General features: G+C 69.2%; 14 protein-coding genes and 1 pseudogene. 2 read left to right on the forward strand and 13 right to left on the reverse strand.

What is annotated here, in order from left to right; all coding sequences use genetic code 11:
• Window positions 1-50: 50 nt before the first annotated feature.
• The 4 genes from ABZU74_RS25515 to ABZU74_RS25530 form a co-directional block, all read right to left on the reverse strand.
• Window positions 51-1,217 carry an ROK family protein gene (locus ABZU74_RS25515; protein ID WP_355428621.1) on the reverse strand — a complete coding sequence of 389 codons (1,167 nt, stop codon included), beginning with the start codon at window positions 1,215-1,217 and terminating at the stop codon, window positions 51-53.
• Between the two features lie 94 nt (window positions 1,218-1,311).
• The gene (locus ABZU74_RS25520) at window positions 1,312-1,947 is read right to left on the reverse strand and encodes a LysE family translocator (RefSeq protein ID WP_355428624.1); all 636 of its coding nucleotides are present in this window, start codon (window positions 1,945-1,947) and stop codon (window positions 1,312-1,314) included.
• A gap of 2 nt (window positions 1,948-1,949) precedes the next feature.
• Window positions 1,950-2,696 carry a metallophosphoesterase gene (locus tag ABZU74_RS25525; protein ID WP_355428627.1) on the reverse strand — a complete coding sequence of 249 codons (747 nt, stop codon included), beginning with the start codon at window positions 2,694-2,696 and terminating at the stop codon, window positions 1,950-1,952.
• A 92-nt stretch (window positions 2,697-2,788) separates the two neighbouring features.
• On the reverse strand, window positions 2,789-3,832 hold the full coding sequence (locus ABZU74_RS25530; protein ID WP_355428630.1) for an SEC-C metal-binding domain-containing protein: 1,044 nt from the start codon (window positions 3,830-3,832) through the stop codon (window positions 2,789-2,791).
• Window positions 3,833-3,949: 117 nt separating this feature from the next.
• Here ABZU74_RS25530 and ABZU74_RS25535 point away from each other — a divergent pair, with 117 nt between their 5' ends.
• Window positions 3,950-6,019: a phosphocholine-specific phospholipase C gene (locus ABZU74_RS25535; protein ID WP_355428633.1), complete on the forward strand. Its 2,070-nt coding sequence runs from the start codon at window positions 3,950-3,952 to the stop codon at window positions 6,017-6,019.
• 117 nt (window positions 6,020-6,136) lie between these two features.
• Here ABZU74_RS25535 and ABZU74_RS25540 read toward each other — a convergent pair whose 3' ends face one another.
• From ABZU74_RS25540 to ABZU74_RS25570, 7 genes and pseudogenes are all read right to left on the reverse strand, one after another.
• The gene (locus tag ABZU74_RS25540) at window positions 6,137-6,973 is read right to left on the reverse strand and encodes an aldo/keto reductase (RefSeq protein ID WP_355428635.1); all 837 of its coding nucleotides are present in this window, start codon (window positions 6,971-6,973) and stop codon (window positions 6,137-6,139) included.
• 54 nt (window positions 6,974-7,027) lie between these two features.
• Complete coding sequence (locus tag ABZU74_RS25545) at window positions 7,028-8,830, reverse strand: glycoside hydrolase family 15 protein (RefSeq protein ID WP_355428638.1); 1,803 nt, start codon at window positions 8,828-8,830, stop codon at window positions 7,028-7,030.
• A gap of 70 nt (window positions 8,831-8,900) precedes the next feature.
• Window positions 8,901-9,377: a hypothetical protein gene (locus ABZU74_RS25550; RefSeq protein WP_355428640.1), complete on the reverse strand. Its 477-nt coding sequence runs from the start codon at window positions 9,375-9,377 to the stop codon at window positions 8,901-8,903.
• Window positions 9,378-9,605: 228 nt separating this feature from the next.
• On the reverse strand, window positions 9,606-11,513 hold the full coding sequence (locus ABZU74_RS25555) for a DUF2075 domain-containing protein (RefSeq protein ID WP_355428643.1): 1,908 nt from the start codon (window positions 11,511-11,513) through the stop codon (window positions 9,606-9,608).
• Window positions 11,514-11,653: 140 nt separating this feature from the next.
• The gene (locus ABZU74_RS25560) at window positions 11,654-11,989 is read right to left on the reverse strand and encodes a nucleotide pyrophosphohydrolase (RefSeq protein WP_355428646.1); all 336 of its coding nucleotides are present in this window, start codon (window positions 11,987-11,989) and stop codon (window positions 11,654-11,656) included.
• Between the two features lie 63 nt (window positions 11,990-12,052).
• Window positions 12,053-12,223 (reverse strand): annotated as a pseudogene (locus ABZU74_RS25565) (nuclear transport factor 2 family protein); the annotation flags it as partial.
• A 347-nt stretch (window positions 12,224-12,570) separates the two neighbouring features.
• Window positions 12,571-13,074, reverse strand: coding sequence for a hypothetical protein (locus ABZU74_RS25570; protein WP_355428649.1), 504 nt, complete (start codon window positions 13,072-13,074; stop codon window positions 12,571-12,573).
• 275 nt (window positions 13,075-13,349) lie between these two features.
• Here ABZU74_RS25570 and ABZU74_RS25575 point away from each other — a divergent pair, with 275 nt between their 5' ends.
• Window positions 13,350-13,907, forward strand: a complete 558-nt coding sequence (locus ABZU74_RS25575) for a hypothetical protein (protein ID WP_355428652.1) — start codon at window positions 13,350-13,352, stop codon at window positions 13,905-13,907.
• On the opposite strand, the gene ABZU74_RS25580 is transcribed toward ABZU74_RS25575, so the two are convergent.
• Together ABZU74_RS25580 and ABZU74_RS25585 are read right to left on the reverse strand one after the other, a co-directional pair.
• Window positions 13,870-14,073 carry a DUF397 domain-containing protein gene (locus tag ABZU74_RS25580; protein ID WP_355428655.1) on the reverse strand — a complete coding sequence of 68 codons (204 nt, stop codon included), beginning with the start codon at window positions 14,071-14,073 and terminating at the stop codon, window positions 13,870-13,872. The genes ABZU74_RS25575 and ABZU74_RS25580 overlap by 38 nt on opposite strands.
• The gene (locus ABZU74_RS25585) at window positions 14,066-14,953 is read right to left on the reverse strand and encodes a helix-turn-helix transcriptional regulator (RefSeq protein ID WP_355428658.1); all 888 of its coding nucleotides are present in this window, start codon (window positions 14,951-14,953) and stop codon (window positions 14,066-14,068) included. The genes ABZU74_RS25580 and ABZU74_RS25585 overlap by 8 nt, the downstream gene beginning before the upstream one ends.
• Between the last annotated feature and the right edge of the window lie 222 nt (window positions 14,954-15,175).

Consider the following 15,175-nt stretch of genomic DNA (forward strand, 5'->3'; position numbering starts at 1 on the left):
GCACTGTGGGTCGAGCGCTATGGACGGCCGGTGGCCGGGATGACGCCGGGTCAGGGGACGACGAGCGACTGGATGCCCACGGCCGCCGCGCCGCGGGCCCACTCCTCGAAGGGCAACGGGCGGATGGAGAGGGGGCACCGCGCGGCGGCGCCGAAGGCCTGCCGTTCGAAGCTGGTGCGGATGTGGCTGTCGAACAGGTCGTACGCGGCCAGCCCTTCGCCGGACACGACGATGCGGGTGGGACCGACCAGGTTCGCGACGGCCGCGATGCCGCAACCGATCGCGCCGCCGGCCCGGGTGAAGACGGCACGGACCTGCTCGTGGCCGCCGCGCGCCAGGGTCACCGCCTCGTCGAAGGTGAGGTCGGGGCGGCCGGTGCGGTCGCGGGCCTGGGCCACGATGGCGTCGGTGCCGGCGATCGACTCGACGCAGCCGCGACCACCGCAGTGGCAGTCGGGGCCGGTGGCGTCGACGGTGAGGTGGCCGATCTCGCCGGCCACGCCGTAGGTGCCGGAGACCAGGCGGCCGTTGACGACGAGCCCACAGCCGATGCCGGTGCCCACGGTGACCAGGGCGAACGACTCCGCCCCCACCCCCTCGCCGAACCAGTGCTCGGCGGCGGTGAGCGCCTTGACGTCGTTCTCCACGGTGACGGTGAGACCTGTGCGTTGGGCGGCGAGTCGCCCCAGCGGCACGTCCCGCCAGTGCAGGAACGGCGAGTAGCGCACCAGGCCGGTGCTGCGGTCGATGTCGCCGGAGAGGGCCAGCCCGAGCCGGCGGACCCTGGTGCGGTCGCCGGAGAACGCGTCGAACAGGTCGTCGGCGAGCCGGCCCACCTCGGTGAGGACCGCGTCGACGTCGGGGTGGTCCAACGACCGGCGGGCGCTGGCGTGGACCTGCGCGCGCAGGTCGCAGACCACGCCGATCACCTCGTCGGCGGTGATCTTCACGCCGAGGAAGAACTCGCGTTCGGCGCGCACCGCGAGCGGGCTGGCGGGTCGTCCGGCGCCCGGCCCGGAGCGTTCGGTGGCGGCCAGTTCGTGCAGGTAACCCAGGTCGATGAGCGGTCGGGCGGCCTTGGTGACGGCGGCGGAGGAGAGCCCGAGCCGGCGGGCGAGCGCGACCCGACTCACCGGTCCCTCGGTCAGCACCGTCGTGAAGACCGCCGTTGCCGCCGGTGGCCCGGCGAACGTACCGGTGTCGATCCCAGGAAACATGGACGAAACTTACGGCGAATATTTAACTTCTTCAAGTATTGATTTGACTCGCTGCTCCGACCTAGAGTCGGCGCCGCGCCGGACACCGTCCGACTCAGGTCGCCGCCGCGCGAACGCCGAGGCCGAGCAGGAGCACACCGGTCAGCCGGTCGAGCATTCGTCGCACCGCCGCGGTGCGCAGCAGCCGGGCGGTGGCACCGGAGACGACGGTCCAGCCGGCGAGCCAGCAGGTGTGCAGCGCGGCGTGCGCCGTGGCGAGAAGCACCATCGGCACCAGCACCGGCCGGCCCGGTTCGAGGAACTGCGGTGCCAGAGTGAGGTAGATGGCGGCGGCCTTGGGGTTCAGCACGTTGCTGAGCAACCCCTGCAGGTACGGGTGGTCCACCCGCCAGGGCAGCCTCCGGGCGGGAGCCTTCGGTCGCCGTCCCGCCTCCGCGCCACGGCGCGACGCGGACCAGAGCAACCAGAGTCCGAGCCCGACCAGATAACCGGCCCCGACGAGCTTGACCACCCAGAACGCCTGCGACGAGCGGAGCACCAGCGCGGCCAGGCCGACTGCGGCCAGCGTGGCGTGCACGTAGAGCCCGGTCACCGTACCCAGGATCACCCACCAGCCCTGCCGCCGCCCGCCGGTGGCGACCCGTGAGACGACAAGGGTCAGGCTCGCGCCGGGCGTGGCGGTGATCGGTGCCACGGCGACCAGGAAACCGAGCACCGCGACACCGTGCATGCTCAGACCACCACCCGGTAGTGGGTGGTGAGCAGCCCGGAGTCGTCGTACACGTGGAACGCGACGCCGGGCGGTTGGGTCTGGGTGGTCAATGAGCCCTCGCCCTCCCAGGGCATCCGCAGTGTGGAGACCACACCCGGCGCGATCCGCAGTGGACGGCCCGCGAAGGTGCTCGCGGCGGCGGTGTGGAAATGCCCGGTCAGCACGGCGACGACCTGCGGGTGGGCGGCGACGAGCTCGGCCAGCGGGTCGGCCGGCAGTAGCCGCATCGGGTCGATGACCGGGTGGTGCAACACCACCGGTGGGTGATGCAGGGCGATGAACGTCGGCGTATCGGCCGGCACCGAACCCAACTCGCCGGCGAGCCAGGCCATCGTCTCCTCGTCCAGGTGACCGTCGTCGGCGCCGGGCACTGAGGAGTCGGCGAGGAGGAAGACCGCTCCGGCCACGTCGTGGCGGGCGTTGATCGGGCCGGCGCCGCCGCGGTCGTCACCGAGCAGACCCTTGCGGTACGCGTCGCGCACATCATGATTGCCGGGGCAGACCATGACCGGCAGCGGGGAATCGAAGAGTTTCGCGGCCGTCTCGTACTCGGCCACCTCGCCGTGGTCGGCGATGTCCCCGGTGATCAGGATCGCGTCGACCTGTCGTGGCAGGCCGTGCAGGTAGTCCATGACCCGGGCGGTCCGCTCGGCCGACCGGGGATGGCTGTCGAGGTGGGTGTCACTGAGATGCGCGATGACCAGCACGAAGGCTCTCCTAATGGCTACTGACGTAAAAGCCGTTAGGGACGCTACGCTGGGCCAGGTCGGCCGCCGCCGCAGTGTGGTAGCTGTCGCACTCAGCGCCGCGAGCGCGGCAGGCAGTCCTTCTTGTACTTGAGCCCCGAACCGCACCAGCAGGCGTCGTTGCGCTCCGGCGGCCAGGCGATCCGCGCGCTGGGCCGCGCCGACATCTCGGCCGCGTAGCCCGCCCGGACCGCCGCGTCGGCCGGATCGCCACCCCGTCGACCGGCGAACGCGGTCAACCCGGCCACTGTCGCGCCGAACACGCCCAACCCGGCCTGACCGGCACCCCGTAGCCGCACCAGCTCCGTCTCCAACCGGCCCCGGTGCGCGTCCCAGTCCGGCCCGTACACCTCCGTGAGGGCGGGATGCTCGGCGAGCAGGCGATCGAACTCGGCCCGCGGCCAGAAGAGCAGATCCGACTCGGCGTCGCGACGCTCCCCGGCCCGACGCACGAGCTGGGTCTCCAGCCGGTCCGCCAGGTCGTCCTGCCGGTCGTGCGGCAGGTTCAGATTCCGGCGTACCCGATGCCGTTGTTGCAACAGGAAGAAGGCGACCCCCGGCGCGTCCGGCGGACCGAGATCGACCACCGGGTCGATCGTGGTGCTGGCCGGACCGGACGCGGCGGTCGCGCGTTCGTTGAGCACGGTGTCGACCGCCTCGCTCAGCCACGTCTCGGCGGTCGCCGAACGCCCGCCGGCGTCCAGCGCGGCACTGACGTAGGCGGGGGCGTCGGGCTGCACGAGCAGCAACGGCCGCAACGCGGCCAGCTCCGCCATCGCCTCGTCGTCGTGACCGCCGGCCCGGAACAGGGCGCGGGCCCGCAGGGCGCGGGCGAACCCGGCCCGCGGGTCATCGCCGGACGGGTACGCCGCCAGGGCCCGCTCCGCGTACCGCAACGCGGCCTCGGGCCGGGCGCGGATCTCCGCGATCTCGGCGGCCAGCGTCAGCGCGTCGCCAGCGTCGTCCGGGTCCTCCAGTCGGCCCTGCTCGGCGGCCTCCGCCAGGTCGGCGGCGACACCGAGCGGATTCGCCGTCCCGAGCGCCGAGCGGCGGAGTTCGGCGAGGTCAGCCTTGGTGAGTACGTCTCTCGTCGGCACGATCCCACGGTACGTCGAGGTGCTCCCGCCCGGCCCAACTATGGCCATCTGGCGTCAACCCACCGTCGGTAGCGTCCGGTCGCCAGATTCCCGAAAAGAGCACACGATGGGGGAGTAATGGGCACGGTGGATCGCCGTACGTTCCTCAAGGCGATGGGGGTTCCCGCGATCGGCGCGGCGCTTCCGATGGACCTCAGCAAGGCGCTCGCCATCCCGGCGAACAACCGGACCGGCTCGATCAAGGACGTCGAGCACGTCATCATCCTGATGCAGGAGAACCGCTCTTTCGACCACTACTTCGGCACGATGCGCGGCGTACGCGGCTTCGGTGATCCTCATCCGGCGACACTGCCGTCCGGCAAGGACGTGTGGCACCAGCCCAACGGGGCCGACGAGCTGCTGCCCTTCCGCCCCGAGGTGAAGGATCTCGGACAGACCTTCCTGCCGGACCCGCCGCACGGCTGGAACGACGGGCACGCCGCATGGAACGACGGCCGGTTCGACAGGTGGGTGCCGAACAAGGGCGTCACCGCAATGACCTACCACACCCGTCAGGACCTGCCGTACCACTACGCGCTCGCCGACGCCTTCACCGTCTGCGACAGCTACCACTGCTCGCTGATGGGCCCGACCGACCCGAACCGCTACCACATGTGGAGCGGCTGGGTCGGCAACGACGGCAAGGGCGGCGGCCCGGTCATCACCAACGCGGAGGCCGGCTACGACTGGTCCACCTACCCGGAGCGGCTGGAGCGCAACGGCATCTCCTGGAAGATCTACCAGGACGTCGGCACCGGCCTGAACGCCGCCGGGTCCTGGGGCTGGACCAACGACCCGTACATCGGCAACTACGGCGACAACTCGCTGCTCTACTTCCACCAGTACCAGAACGCGCAGCCCGGGACGCCGCTGGCCGACAAGGCCAAGACCGGCACGGAGATCAGGACCCAGGGCCGCGACCCGGAGGCGCTGCTGGCCGACTTCCGCGCCGACGTCGAGGCGGGACGCCTGCCGGAGGTCTCCTGGATCACCGCGCCCGAGGCGTACTCCGAGCACCCGAACTGGGAGCCGGCGTACGGCTCGTGGTACATCTCGCAGGTCATCGACATCCTCGCGTCGAACCCCGAGGTGTGGAGCAAGATGGCGCTCTTCATCACGTACGACGAGGAGGGCGGCTTCTTCGACCACGTGGTCCCGCCGACGCCCCCGCAGACCCGCGAGCACGGGCAGTCGACGGTGCCGACCACCAACGAGATCTTCCCCGGCGACGCCGACCACCCGGCCGGGCCGTACGGCCTCGGCATCCGGGTGCCGATGGTCATCGTCTCGCCGTGGACGCGCGGCGGCTACGTGAACTCGCAGGTCTTCGACCACACCTCGCTGATCAAATTCCTGGAGGCGCGGTTCGGGCACGGCCGGCCGGACCTGATCGAGCAGAACATCACCCCGTGGCGGCGGGCCGTCGTCGGCGACCTGACCACGGCGTTCGACTTCCGGCACCCGAACCGGTCGCGCGAGGTGAAGCTGCCGGACACCGACGACTTCAAGCCCGACGACCTGGTCCGGCACCCCGACGACGTGCCGGTCCCGCCGGCGGACCAGCGGCTGCCGAAGCAGGAGCACGGGGTACGTCCGGCGCGGCCGATCCCGTACACCCTGCACGCCGACGGGCGCCGCGACGACGACTCGTTCCGGATCGACTTCCGCAACGCCGGTGGCGCCGCCGCGGTCTTCCAGGTCCGCCAGGCCGGCAGCGCGGACGCCCCACGCGGCTACACGGTCGAGCCGGGCAAGCAGCTGACCGACACCTGGCCGGTCACCCCCGGGTACGACCTGTCGGTGCACGGGCCGAACGGGTTCTTCCGCCGGTTCACCGACTGTCGCTCCCACCTCGACGTCACCCCCGCGTACGACGAGCGCGACTACAAGCTCGCCCTCACGCTCAACAACCGCGGGTCGAAGCGGGTCGAGGTGACCGTCCGCGACGGGTACAACGGCCGCCCGGTCACGCTGTCGCTGCGCCCCGGCGAGACCAAGCGGGCCACGTGGGCGCTCGCCCGCACCCACGGCTGGTACGACCTGACGGTCTCCGTCGCCGGCGACGCCGACGTCGCGTACCGCTGCGCGGGTCATGTGGAGAACGGCAAGGACAGCATCAGCGACCCGGCCCTCGGCGGGCTCGTCTAGGGCGGCCCGGCGCGGCGATGACGCTCGCGCCGCTGGTCGACTGACCTGGTGGTGAGCGTTATGACTCAGCGGGTATATCTGTACCCCAGAGTCATAACGCTCAGCACGGGGGGTTCGTCAGAACTCCTCGTACACCGCGGGGTCCTGGTCCGCGAGCCGCCCGTCCGGGCGGCCCAACGCGGTGATGGCCTCCACCTGCGCGTCGGTGAGCGTGAAGCCGAAGACGTCCAGGTTCTCGGCCTGCCGCTGCGGGGAGGCGGCCTTGGGCAGCGGAATCACCTGGCGGGCCACGTGCCAGGCGAGAATGGCCTGCGCCGGGCTGACGCCGTGGGCGTTCGCGATCTCCACGATGACGGGGTGCTGTTGCAGGTCGTTGCCGCGGCCGAGCGGGCTCCAACCCTGCACCAGGATGCCGTGCTCCCGGTGGTAGTCGAGCGCCTCCTGCTGCGGGAAGTACGGATGCACCTCGATCTGGTTGACCACCGGGGCGACGCCGGTCTCGGCCACCAGCCGGTCGATGTGCTCGGGCAGGAAGTTGGAGAGCCCGATGTGCGTGACCAGACCACGCTCGCGCGCCTCGATCAGCGCCCGCCACGCCTGCACGTACCTGTCGACCTTCGGGTTCGGCCAGTGGATCAGGTACAGGTCGACCCGGTCGAGGCCGGTGCGGAACACACTCTCCTCGATGGTGGTCAGCGCCTCGTCGTAGCTGTGGTGCCGCCCCGGCAACTTCGAGGTGACGACCAGCTCGTCCCGCACGTCGCCGGCCGAGCGGGCGGCCCGACCGACCGCGCCCTCGTTCTCGTAGTTCACCGCCGAGTCGAGCAACCGGTAGCCCGCCCGGATCGCCTGACCGACCGCGTCGACACCCGCCGAGCCGTTCAGCCGGTACGTGCCGAGCCCGATCGCCGGCACTGTGGTGCCGTCGGCAGCCGTCAGGTGCGGAATCGTCATGATTGGGACCCTACCCGGGCGCGCCGTCCCGCAAGCTGTGCCTCCCGACCAGCGTCAGGCGGATCCGGGATCACCAGCGGGGGCGTCCCGGATGGCGAGCGCGGCTTGGACGAGCGCGGCGTGGGTCAGCGTCTGGGGGTAGTTGCCGAGGTGGGCGCCCGTCGCGGGGTCCACCTCTTCGGGGTAGAGGCCGAGAGGGCTGGCGTGCTCAACCATGGCCTGGAACAGCTCGACGGCCTCACGGCGACGCCCGGTGCGGGCGAGGCCCTGAACGAGCCAGAACGAGCAGGGCAGGAACGCACCCTCGGTGCCGGGGAGGCCGTCACGTCCCGGCGGGTAGCGGTAGAGCAGTGGACCGCCGGCGGACAGCCGGTCCCGGATGGCGTCGACGGTGCCCCGTACCCGGGGTGACTCGGCCCGGTCCATGCCCAGCAGCGGCAGGACGAGCAGGGCCGCGTCGAGATCGGAGGAGCCGTAGCTGCGGACGTAACTGGTCGCCGTCGGGTCGAAGCCGCGCGTCCGGACCTCGGCGGCGATGGCAGCACGGGCGTCCTGCCAGCGTCGACGTTGACCCTCCGGCAGGGGATGCGTGTCGGCGATGGCCAGGGCACGGTCCAGGGCGAGCCAGCCCATGAGCTTGGAGTGGACGTGTTGGGCGGGCTCCCGCACCTCCCAGATACCGGCGTCGGGTTGCTGCCAACAACGGGCGACCACGTCGGCGAAACCGCGCACCGCCCGCCACGTCTCCGCGTAGAGGCGGTGTCCGGCCTGGGCGAACGCCCAGGCGGCGTCGATCACCCAGCCGTACCCGTCGAGCTGATGCTGACCGGCGGCGCCGTTGCCCATCCGTACCGGGACGCTGTCGAGGTAGCCGGGCCAGCCGGACAGTTCTCGCTCCGCCGGCACCTGCCTGCCGTGCAGGGTGAGCAGCGCCGGCAGGCGTGGCCGTTGCAACCGGCTCGCGTGCAACAGCCACGCGAGGAAACCACGGGCCTCGTCGGTCTTGCCGACGCTGAGGAAGGCGCTGACGCCGATGCTGGCGTCCCGGGGCCAGACATAGCGGTAGTCCCAGTTACGTCCCCCACCGGGATCCTCGGGCAGTGACGTGGTCGGTGCGGCCACCGGCGCTTTGCACGGCGAGTAGGTCAACAGCCGCAAGGTGAGCAGGCTTCGCGCGACGTGTTCCCGGAACGGCAGCCGCTCGTCGATCTCCGCGGTCCAGGCCCGCCAGCGGCTCTCGTCCTCGACCAGCAGGTCCCAGGCGGCCGTCGGCTCGACGTGGATCAGCGGTTCGCGGTGGGCCACAGCCAGTACGAGGGTGACCGGCCGGCCCGGCCTGACCGTGATCGAGCTGGGCCGACCCGGTTCGATTCGGAACGCCGGCGTGCTGTCCAACGCGACCGCGAGCGCCCCCCACTCACACACCAGCCCCTGACGCCGGTGCTGCGCTCGGGGTCGGCGGTGCCGTGCGCCGAGGCGGGGATCGAACTCCACCACCGCGTCGACCGGCGCCCGCTCGGCCGCCAGCCGTCGCACGATCAGTGTCGCGGGCAGCAGGCGACCGCTGACCTCGGCCACCATCGCCTCGGTGAGGGTCAGCCGGCCGCCGCCCACCGCCCAGGTGGTCTCCAGGGTGGCGGTGTGCTGCCGGTACCGCCGTTCGACGACAGTGGCCGGCCCGGCCGGGCCGACCCGGAACGTTCCGGCGTCCGGGCCCCCGACCAGCCGGCCGAACAGAGGATCGCCGTCGAAGCGTGGCACGCAGAGCCAGTCCATCGCGCCGTCACTCGCGACCAGGGCGGCGGTGCGCGTGTCGCCCAGCAGCCCGTAGTCGCTGATCGGTGGCCCACCAGTCATGCAGATCGCTCCGTGCCGAGCCGCGTTGGCGAGCGGCAGGCGTCAGGCGGCGACGACGCCCCGGCCCGGATCACCTGGCTTGCAGGAGCAACCCGAGACAGGCCCCGTAGACGACGTGGACGACAGCCGTGACCAGGGGGGTCTGGATGCCGTAGTTGACGGCGAACAACCCCGGCGGCTCCAACACCGCCGTGCTGGCCGGCCCCGCCCGTTGCGACGCCATCCGCGGGTGGACGCCAGGAAGCAGCGGCAGAATCACCGTCAGCGCGATCCCGACGTGCACAATCCCGAGCAGTGCCCCGATCCACCAGGTGGCGCGGTGCAACAGCGCGAACGTGGCCGCGTAACCGAGCGCGAAACCCTGACCGGCGCAGAGGTGGAGGAAGAACCCGACGACCCGCGCCCGGTCGGGATCCTCGGTGACGAACGCCCCGAGCACCAGGGGAAGATCGAGGCGAGTGAGACCGGCCAGTTGAGCGGTGATCATCGCCGCGGTGAGCGCCGCGGTGGCGACCAACCCGAACAACGCCCATCCGGCCCAGTCCATCTCAGCAGTCGTCGGCGCCGCGGGCGTTGTCAGTCATCGGTCCACCCTCCGGCTGAACAGCGTGAATCCCACGGCCCGGACCGGACACCCGCCCACCGGGTGCCCGATTTCTCACCATAGGCCACCGGACCTGTCGCACTGACCTGCTCGCCCAGACATACCGTGACGAGTTGGGGCCGGGTAGCGAGCGTTGTTCGTACGCGTCGTGCTGGCGAACCCAACCCGTCGTCAGCCGAGGTCGTCTCCGATGGCCGTTTCATAGACCGTCTCGACCGGCCGGATCACCTTGACCATCGACGCGAGGTACTCCCGCGTCTCCGGATCCGTGGAGTAGACGATCGTGCCCCGCATCCCTCGGGTCAGCAGGACTTTGTAGGTGTTGCGAATCAGCAGGTCGGCCTCGGTGTCGCTGACCAGTTTGCGACTGCGGAACGCCGGATCCTTCGACTCCTCGCGTCGAGTCACCAGACGGCCGTCCCGCGCCACCAGATCCGGTCCGATAATGACGCCCGACCAGGTGTACTCGAAGCCCTGCGCCGTGTAGACGCAGCCCACCTGGCCAAAGCCGTCCGGGTCGGTGGCCCAGAACGCGCTGCCTGGTGCCTCGCCGACGCTGCGGTCGCTCTTGACGTTCCAGGGCCTCGACCAACCGCCGATCTGCACGTCCGGCACCAGGCTGTCGTCCGGTCGCGGGTCGCTCCACGGCCAGCAGTATCCGGCGGACATGCGGGCCGTGAGACCGGCTGCCTGCCTCCCGGCGAGGAAGGTCTCCAACTCCTGCGGCGACTCGGCGAGGCGCAGGTCGACCCTCCCATCGCCGGTCCAGACCGATGGCTCACCGCCGTCGAGCCCGAGCAGGTCAACGACCCATTGCTCGTACGCGTCGCTGCCGCCGCAGCGGAACTGGCTGTGCAGAGACACCACCTCGACGTCAAGATTGAGCTGCTTCGCGTACGACGAGATGACCTCGACGTTGCCCAACTCACCCGGCTTGACTACCTGATGCTCATCGAGCAGAAAGACCGGCACCCGGGCTGCGGCGATAAGCTCGTCGATCTGCGAACGAACCTTCTCCCGCTTAACTTTCGGCGTGAACCGGTTGACGGAGGTTTCCCGGATGCGGTGCGCCTCGTCGCAGATCAAGACGTCCAGACCGTTGCGTTCGGCGGACATGAAGCTGTTGAAGTAGCTGAACAGGTTCTTGAGCCGGGTCGAGCCTTTGCCTGCGTACCGGCGCAACGTTTGGGTGAACGACCGCGAGCCGGTCGCGTGCATGACCGATCGGTTCTGGCGTGCCAACTCACCGAGCACCGACAGCGCGATCACACTCTTGCCGCTGCCCGGTCCACCCGATACGACAACGACCGATTTCCGATCCGCCGATCGGGCGCGCTCCACGGCGTGCAGCACCAACTCGTAAGCCACACGCTGCTGATCCAGCAGCGTGAAGTGCGACTGGCTCTTCAGTTCCTGTGCGGCGTACCTGAGCAGATGACGACTGGGTCGAACGGAACTGGCGAGGAAGCGGTCTGCGGCCCCGGCCCCTGATGTCGGGGCGAGATGGGTGCGCAGGTAATCGATGAACTGGCCGCGCCGCTGCTTGGTGAAGATACGGCTCTGCTCGGTCGATCCGCGATCGAACAGGTCACTGATGTCCCGGTCGACCGCGTTGTGCAGGTATGCCGCCCCACGGATCGGGTTCCGTTCCGCGGTGAGAACGCCGAGAAAGTCCGTCAGATACTCGCAGTAGAGCTCAACTTGGACGCCGGGGTGGAGCCGTGGGCCGCGTGCGTGCTCCACTGCCACGAGGTCGCCGGAGCCCTCGTAGGACTCGGCGTAGGACCACTGCTTCAACTCCACGACAACGTAGGAGTCGTCGGCCGTCCTCGGGTCCACACCGGCGAGAATCACGTCGACCCGCTTGCTGGTCAGCGGCAACTGGTACTCGATCAGCATCTCGACCTGGCTCAGGCCTGCATCGGCGAGATCCTGGCCTAGAACCTCAAGGCTGCGCGACCAGGAACGGCGTTCTGCCGGACTCACGTTTCGGCCGATCTGCTCCGCGATCCGGTCCGCAAGGGTGCCGTTACCGACCAGGCGCAGCAGACCATCGGCGGACGTACGGAACGCTGACAACTCTTGCCCCCGGGCAGCACGAAGTGATCGTGCGCATGGGGGGCGTATCCGACAGCCGCCGGAAGCCCGTCGTGACGCGCTCCTACGTGATGGACTGTAGCGAATAGATCAACTCAGCGCCACGCTGACGCTGCTCGCGGCTACCGCTTGGAGGCTGAACCGCGAGCCTGGTCAACGGGGTAGCGACGAGCCGAATCCTGAAGCTTGGTCAGAGCCGCCTCCACCAGGTCGACGCCGAGTACATCGGCGAGCCGGGTCAGATAGATCATGACGTCGCCGATCTCGGCCCTCACCCGGCTGCCCGCGTCCGGGTCAGACATGACCGCCGCGGACTGCTCCGGCGTGAGCCACTGGAACTCGGCGATCAGCTCACCGACTTCGCCGGCGAGCGCCATGGCCAAGTTCTTGGGTGTGTGGAACTGTTGCCAATCCCGTTCTTCCGCAAATTCACGTACGCGGCCCGTCAGGTCGTCCATGGCCTGGAGCATGGCAGACCCGCGTACCAGCAGCTGCGTCGGCGGCAGCCCGGTGCCGTCCCCTCAGCTGATGTGCCACCCACCGTCGCCGCGCACCAACGCGTCCTCATAGGTCACGCTGCTGGCGGTGCCGTCCGCGTGGATGCCGATGCCTTTCGACCGTGCGTGGACGCGGTCAGCGGCTACTCCGGTGAGCACGATGTTGGTGACGTGGTGAGCGACGAGACTGCCCTCACCAGATGCTCGTGGGACTGCTGCGCAGCGGTGTCGAGGTGGACAGGGACGGCACCATCAGTGGAGGCGAACGACCCTCCCTACGCGCTGGCTGCTGCGCTTGCACGATGACAGACGGCGCACGACGATGACGGTTTCGTTGTGGTTGAGCCGCGTGCTGAAGCTGTTGCGGTGCCGCTCAGTCTCCACGCCCACCCTCGGTAGCGACGCCCCGCACGAGACTGACATTCGGGCTGCTCGATGAACCTCGGAGTGTCTATTTCGTGGGAATGCGACAGGTCGATGCGAGGCCCTGAATTGCTGGAAGGAATCGCCGTACGGAATTAACTGCTAGGTGCAGCCGTCGGTCACAACGAGACGATGACCGGTTGGACTTGGACGTTCTTGGTCAGCTGCTGCGGCGAAGGGACTGGTGTGCTGATGTTGACAGACGTGTTGTAGCCGTAGATGACGACCCCGTCGAGGTGGTTCGCGCCCGGCCAGTTCGACTCCAGGCGGACCGCCATCTGGGTGGGGAAGTTGGTTACCTCCTCGGCGCACGACCGGATCAGGACGACGCTCGGGGTGGCGGTCAGGTGGGTGGCCAGCATCCGGGCCAGCTTCTTGTAGGTCCAGCCCCAGTCCTTGGCACCGGCTTCGGCGTCACCGATCTCCTCGTCGTTGCCGTGCGCGCGGATGCACAGCGGCTCGCCCGCCTGCACCCCTGCCAGGTATGTAGCCAACTGCCGATCCGCCTCGGCCTGCGTGAGGCCGGCGTCGATGGGCAGGAGGGGCCCCCACGCATCCGCGCCCGATTCGGGAGCCTCAGACTGACCGCGTGTTTTCGGATCCTGCGTCGCCACGATGAACATGACATTCTCCTTTGGAATGGTCGCCTGTTTCAGAACAACCGCCGAAGGCAGATTAGCGTGGTGGTCGAAGAAGTGCCCTGTCAGCTATCCGGCTCGCATTTAACTCTGTCGGTGGTCGGACAAAATGCTGGCGGCATCGACGGAGTTGCACGTGATTGATGTCCATCATCGACGCGCAATTCCCGCACGCGCAACAGACGTACGGCGGCAGCCGGCGTTAGGGCAGCCGCTGGCAGGGAGCTGGCTGCATTCCGCCGCCAGGGGAGCTACCGGGGGTGAGGGTGCGTTATCAGATCCACTTCGAGCAGGAGTTGCCCGCCGGGGCGCTCTGCCGATTTCTGAACGAGAGCTACGGCATCTCGCCGGACGTTGTCTACGTGGGACGCGTCGAGGACCGAGCAGTCGATGACCCTCGGCCGGTCGCCATGCTCAGCCCTCCACCGCACGACGAGGAGTTCGGCTGGACCCTGACCGGTGACACCGACCTAGCCGACGCCACAGGTCAGGGTGAACGAGAGTTGGCGATTACCTTGGCCCGCGCCTTCGGGATGCGGGCGTTGGTCGACGACGGCAGCATCTACCCCAGCCGGTGGCTGCTGGTCAGCACCGACGGCAGCAGTGGCCGGGTCATCATCGACGAGGACGCGGCGGCCGACGGGCACCTGCGGGTGGTGCACGCTCTCGAACCGATCAGTGCAGAGCCGCACCTCGCCGTCACACCGCCGCCGAGTGGGCAGGTGACTGGTTTCCGACTGGAGAAGGCGACGCCCGCACACCATCGGCGACGCCCGGCCTTCAGCTGGCGCGGCCCTCCCGTTTGGCAGCCGCGATGAAGTCCGTCCAGGCCTGGGCGGTGAAGGTGAGTAGCGGTCCCGTGGAATCCTTCGAGTCGCGCACGGCGACAACGCAGGGGATGTTGGTGGCGACCTCGACGCAGTCACCGCCGTTGTCGCCGCTGCGGGTGCTTTTGCGCCAGACGGCGCCGCTCAGGTCAGTCATGCCGCATCTCCCCAGCGATCCGTTTGATCATGTCAGTCGATTCTGCCTCGCCGAGGGCCAGCGCATCCAGGCCTCGCCAGACGCGCTGGTAGGCGGCCAGCTCGTCGGGCTTGTCGAGGTACAGAGCGCCGGTCAATGACTCGCTGTAGACCACGGACGGTTCCGGCGCGGTGCGACCGCCCTTGGTGGCCGGGAAGTCGAGGATCACAAAGGATCCCGCAACCGCCCCGGGCTGCGGGCCTGCTGCCAGGGGCAGCACCCTGACGCTGACGTTCGGTAGCTCGGACAGCTTGGTGAGGTGAGCGAGCTGCTCGGTCATGACGGGTGGGCCGCCAACGCCACGCCGAAGCACCGCCTCGGACAGCACGGATTCAACCCTGGGAGCTGCCGGCAAGCGCCGAAAGAGCAGTGCCTGCCGTTGAAGCCGGACCTGGACCGCCCGCTCGCGTTCTTCCTCGTTCAGCATCCCGCCAAGGCGATAGAGTGCGCGGGCGTACTCCTTGGTCTGAAGGATCCCAGGGATGAGTGACTCGTCATAACGGCGCAGGTGGGCGGCGGCGGATTCCAGGCCCACGTACAGCTCGAACCAGTTCGGCACCGCATCCCCGTACGCGTGCCACCAGCCCTTCGACTTCGTCTCCGCAGCCAGTCCGCGCATCGCCTCGGTCATCTCGGGTGACACCCCGTACAACTCGCACATCGCCTTGACGTCGAGCACCCGAACCGATCCCTGACCACATTCGAGGCGCCAGATCTTCTGCCGGCTGTATTCGAGGGCTTCGGCGGCGGCGTCGAGTGTCACCCCGGCCTCGTTGCGGAACTGTCGCAGCAGCCGGCCGAGTTGCCGACGCGGCACTGTCGATCCGATGTCTTCGGGCATCCGCACACTCCCTGGTTCCGTCACGCAACACTGCGTGACCTTCTTCTGCAACTCCTACGGGTTTCAGCAAAGAAAGTCAATGCACAGCGGCGAAATTGCGGTGTGGAACGTTGCGTTTCCACTGCGGACTGTCGCAGGCTGGTCACAGCACGGCGGCCGGCCGGTACGCCCAGCGGACCTCGGGCAGCCAGTACCAGGCGGTGACGGTGTTCGGTGTGAAGG

Source organism: Micromonospora sp. NPDC005171 (assembly GCF_040608575.1).
GTDB lineage: Bacteria > Actinomycetota > Actinomycetes > Mycobacteriales > Micromonosporaceae > Micromonospora.

What these genes read in the sequence shown, in the direction of transcription:
- ABZU74_RS25515 (WP_355428621.1), bottom strand. Translation starts at nt 1,217, where the DNA reads ATGTTTCCTGGGATCGACACCGGTACGTTCGCCGGGCCACCGGCGGCA.
- ABZU74_RS25520 (WP_355428624.1), bottom strand. Translation starts at nt 1,947, where the DNA reads ATGCACGGTGTCGCGGTGCTCGGTTTCCTGGTCGCCGTGGCACCGATC.
- ABZU74_RS25535 (WP_355428633.1), top strand. Translation starts at nt 3,950, where the DNA reads ATGGGCACGGTGGATCGCCGTACGTTCCTCAAGGCGATGGGGGTTCCC.
- ABZU74_RS25540 (WP_355428635.1), bottom strand. Translation starts at nt 6,973, where the DNA reads ATGACGATTCCGCACCTGACGGCTGCCGACGGCACCACAGTGCCGGCG.
- ABZU74_RS25545 (WP_355428638.1), bottom strand. Translation starts at nt 8,830, where the DNA reads ATGACTGGTGGGCCACCGATCAGCGACTACGGGCTGCTGGGCGACACG.
- ABZU74_RS25550 (WP_355428640.1), bottom strand. Translation starts at nt 9,377, where the DNA reads ATGGACTGGGCCGGATGGGCGTTGTTCGGGTTGGTCGCCACCGCGGCG.
- ABZU74_RS25560 (WP_355428646.1), bottom strand. Translation starts at nt 11,989, where the DNA reads ATGGACGACCTGACGGGCCGCGTACGTGAATTTGCGGAAGAACGGGAT.
- ABZU74_RS25570 (WP_355428649.1), bottom strand. Translation starts at nt 13,074, where the DNA reads ATGTTCATCGTGGCGACGCAGGATCCGAAAACACGCGGTCAGTCTGAG.
- ABZU74_RS25580 (WP_355428655.1), bottom strand. Translation starts at nt 14,073, where the DNA reads ATGACTGACCTGAGCGGCGCCGTCTGGCGCAAAAGCACCCGCAGCGGC.
- ABZU74_RS25585 (WP_355428658.1), bottom strand. Translation starts at nt 14,953, where the DNA reads ATGCCCGAAGACATCGGATCGACAGTGCCGCGTCGGCAACTCGGCCGG.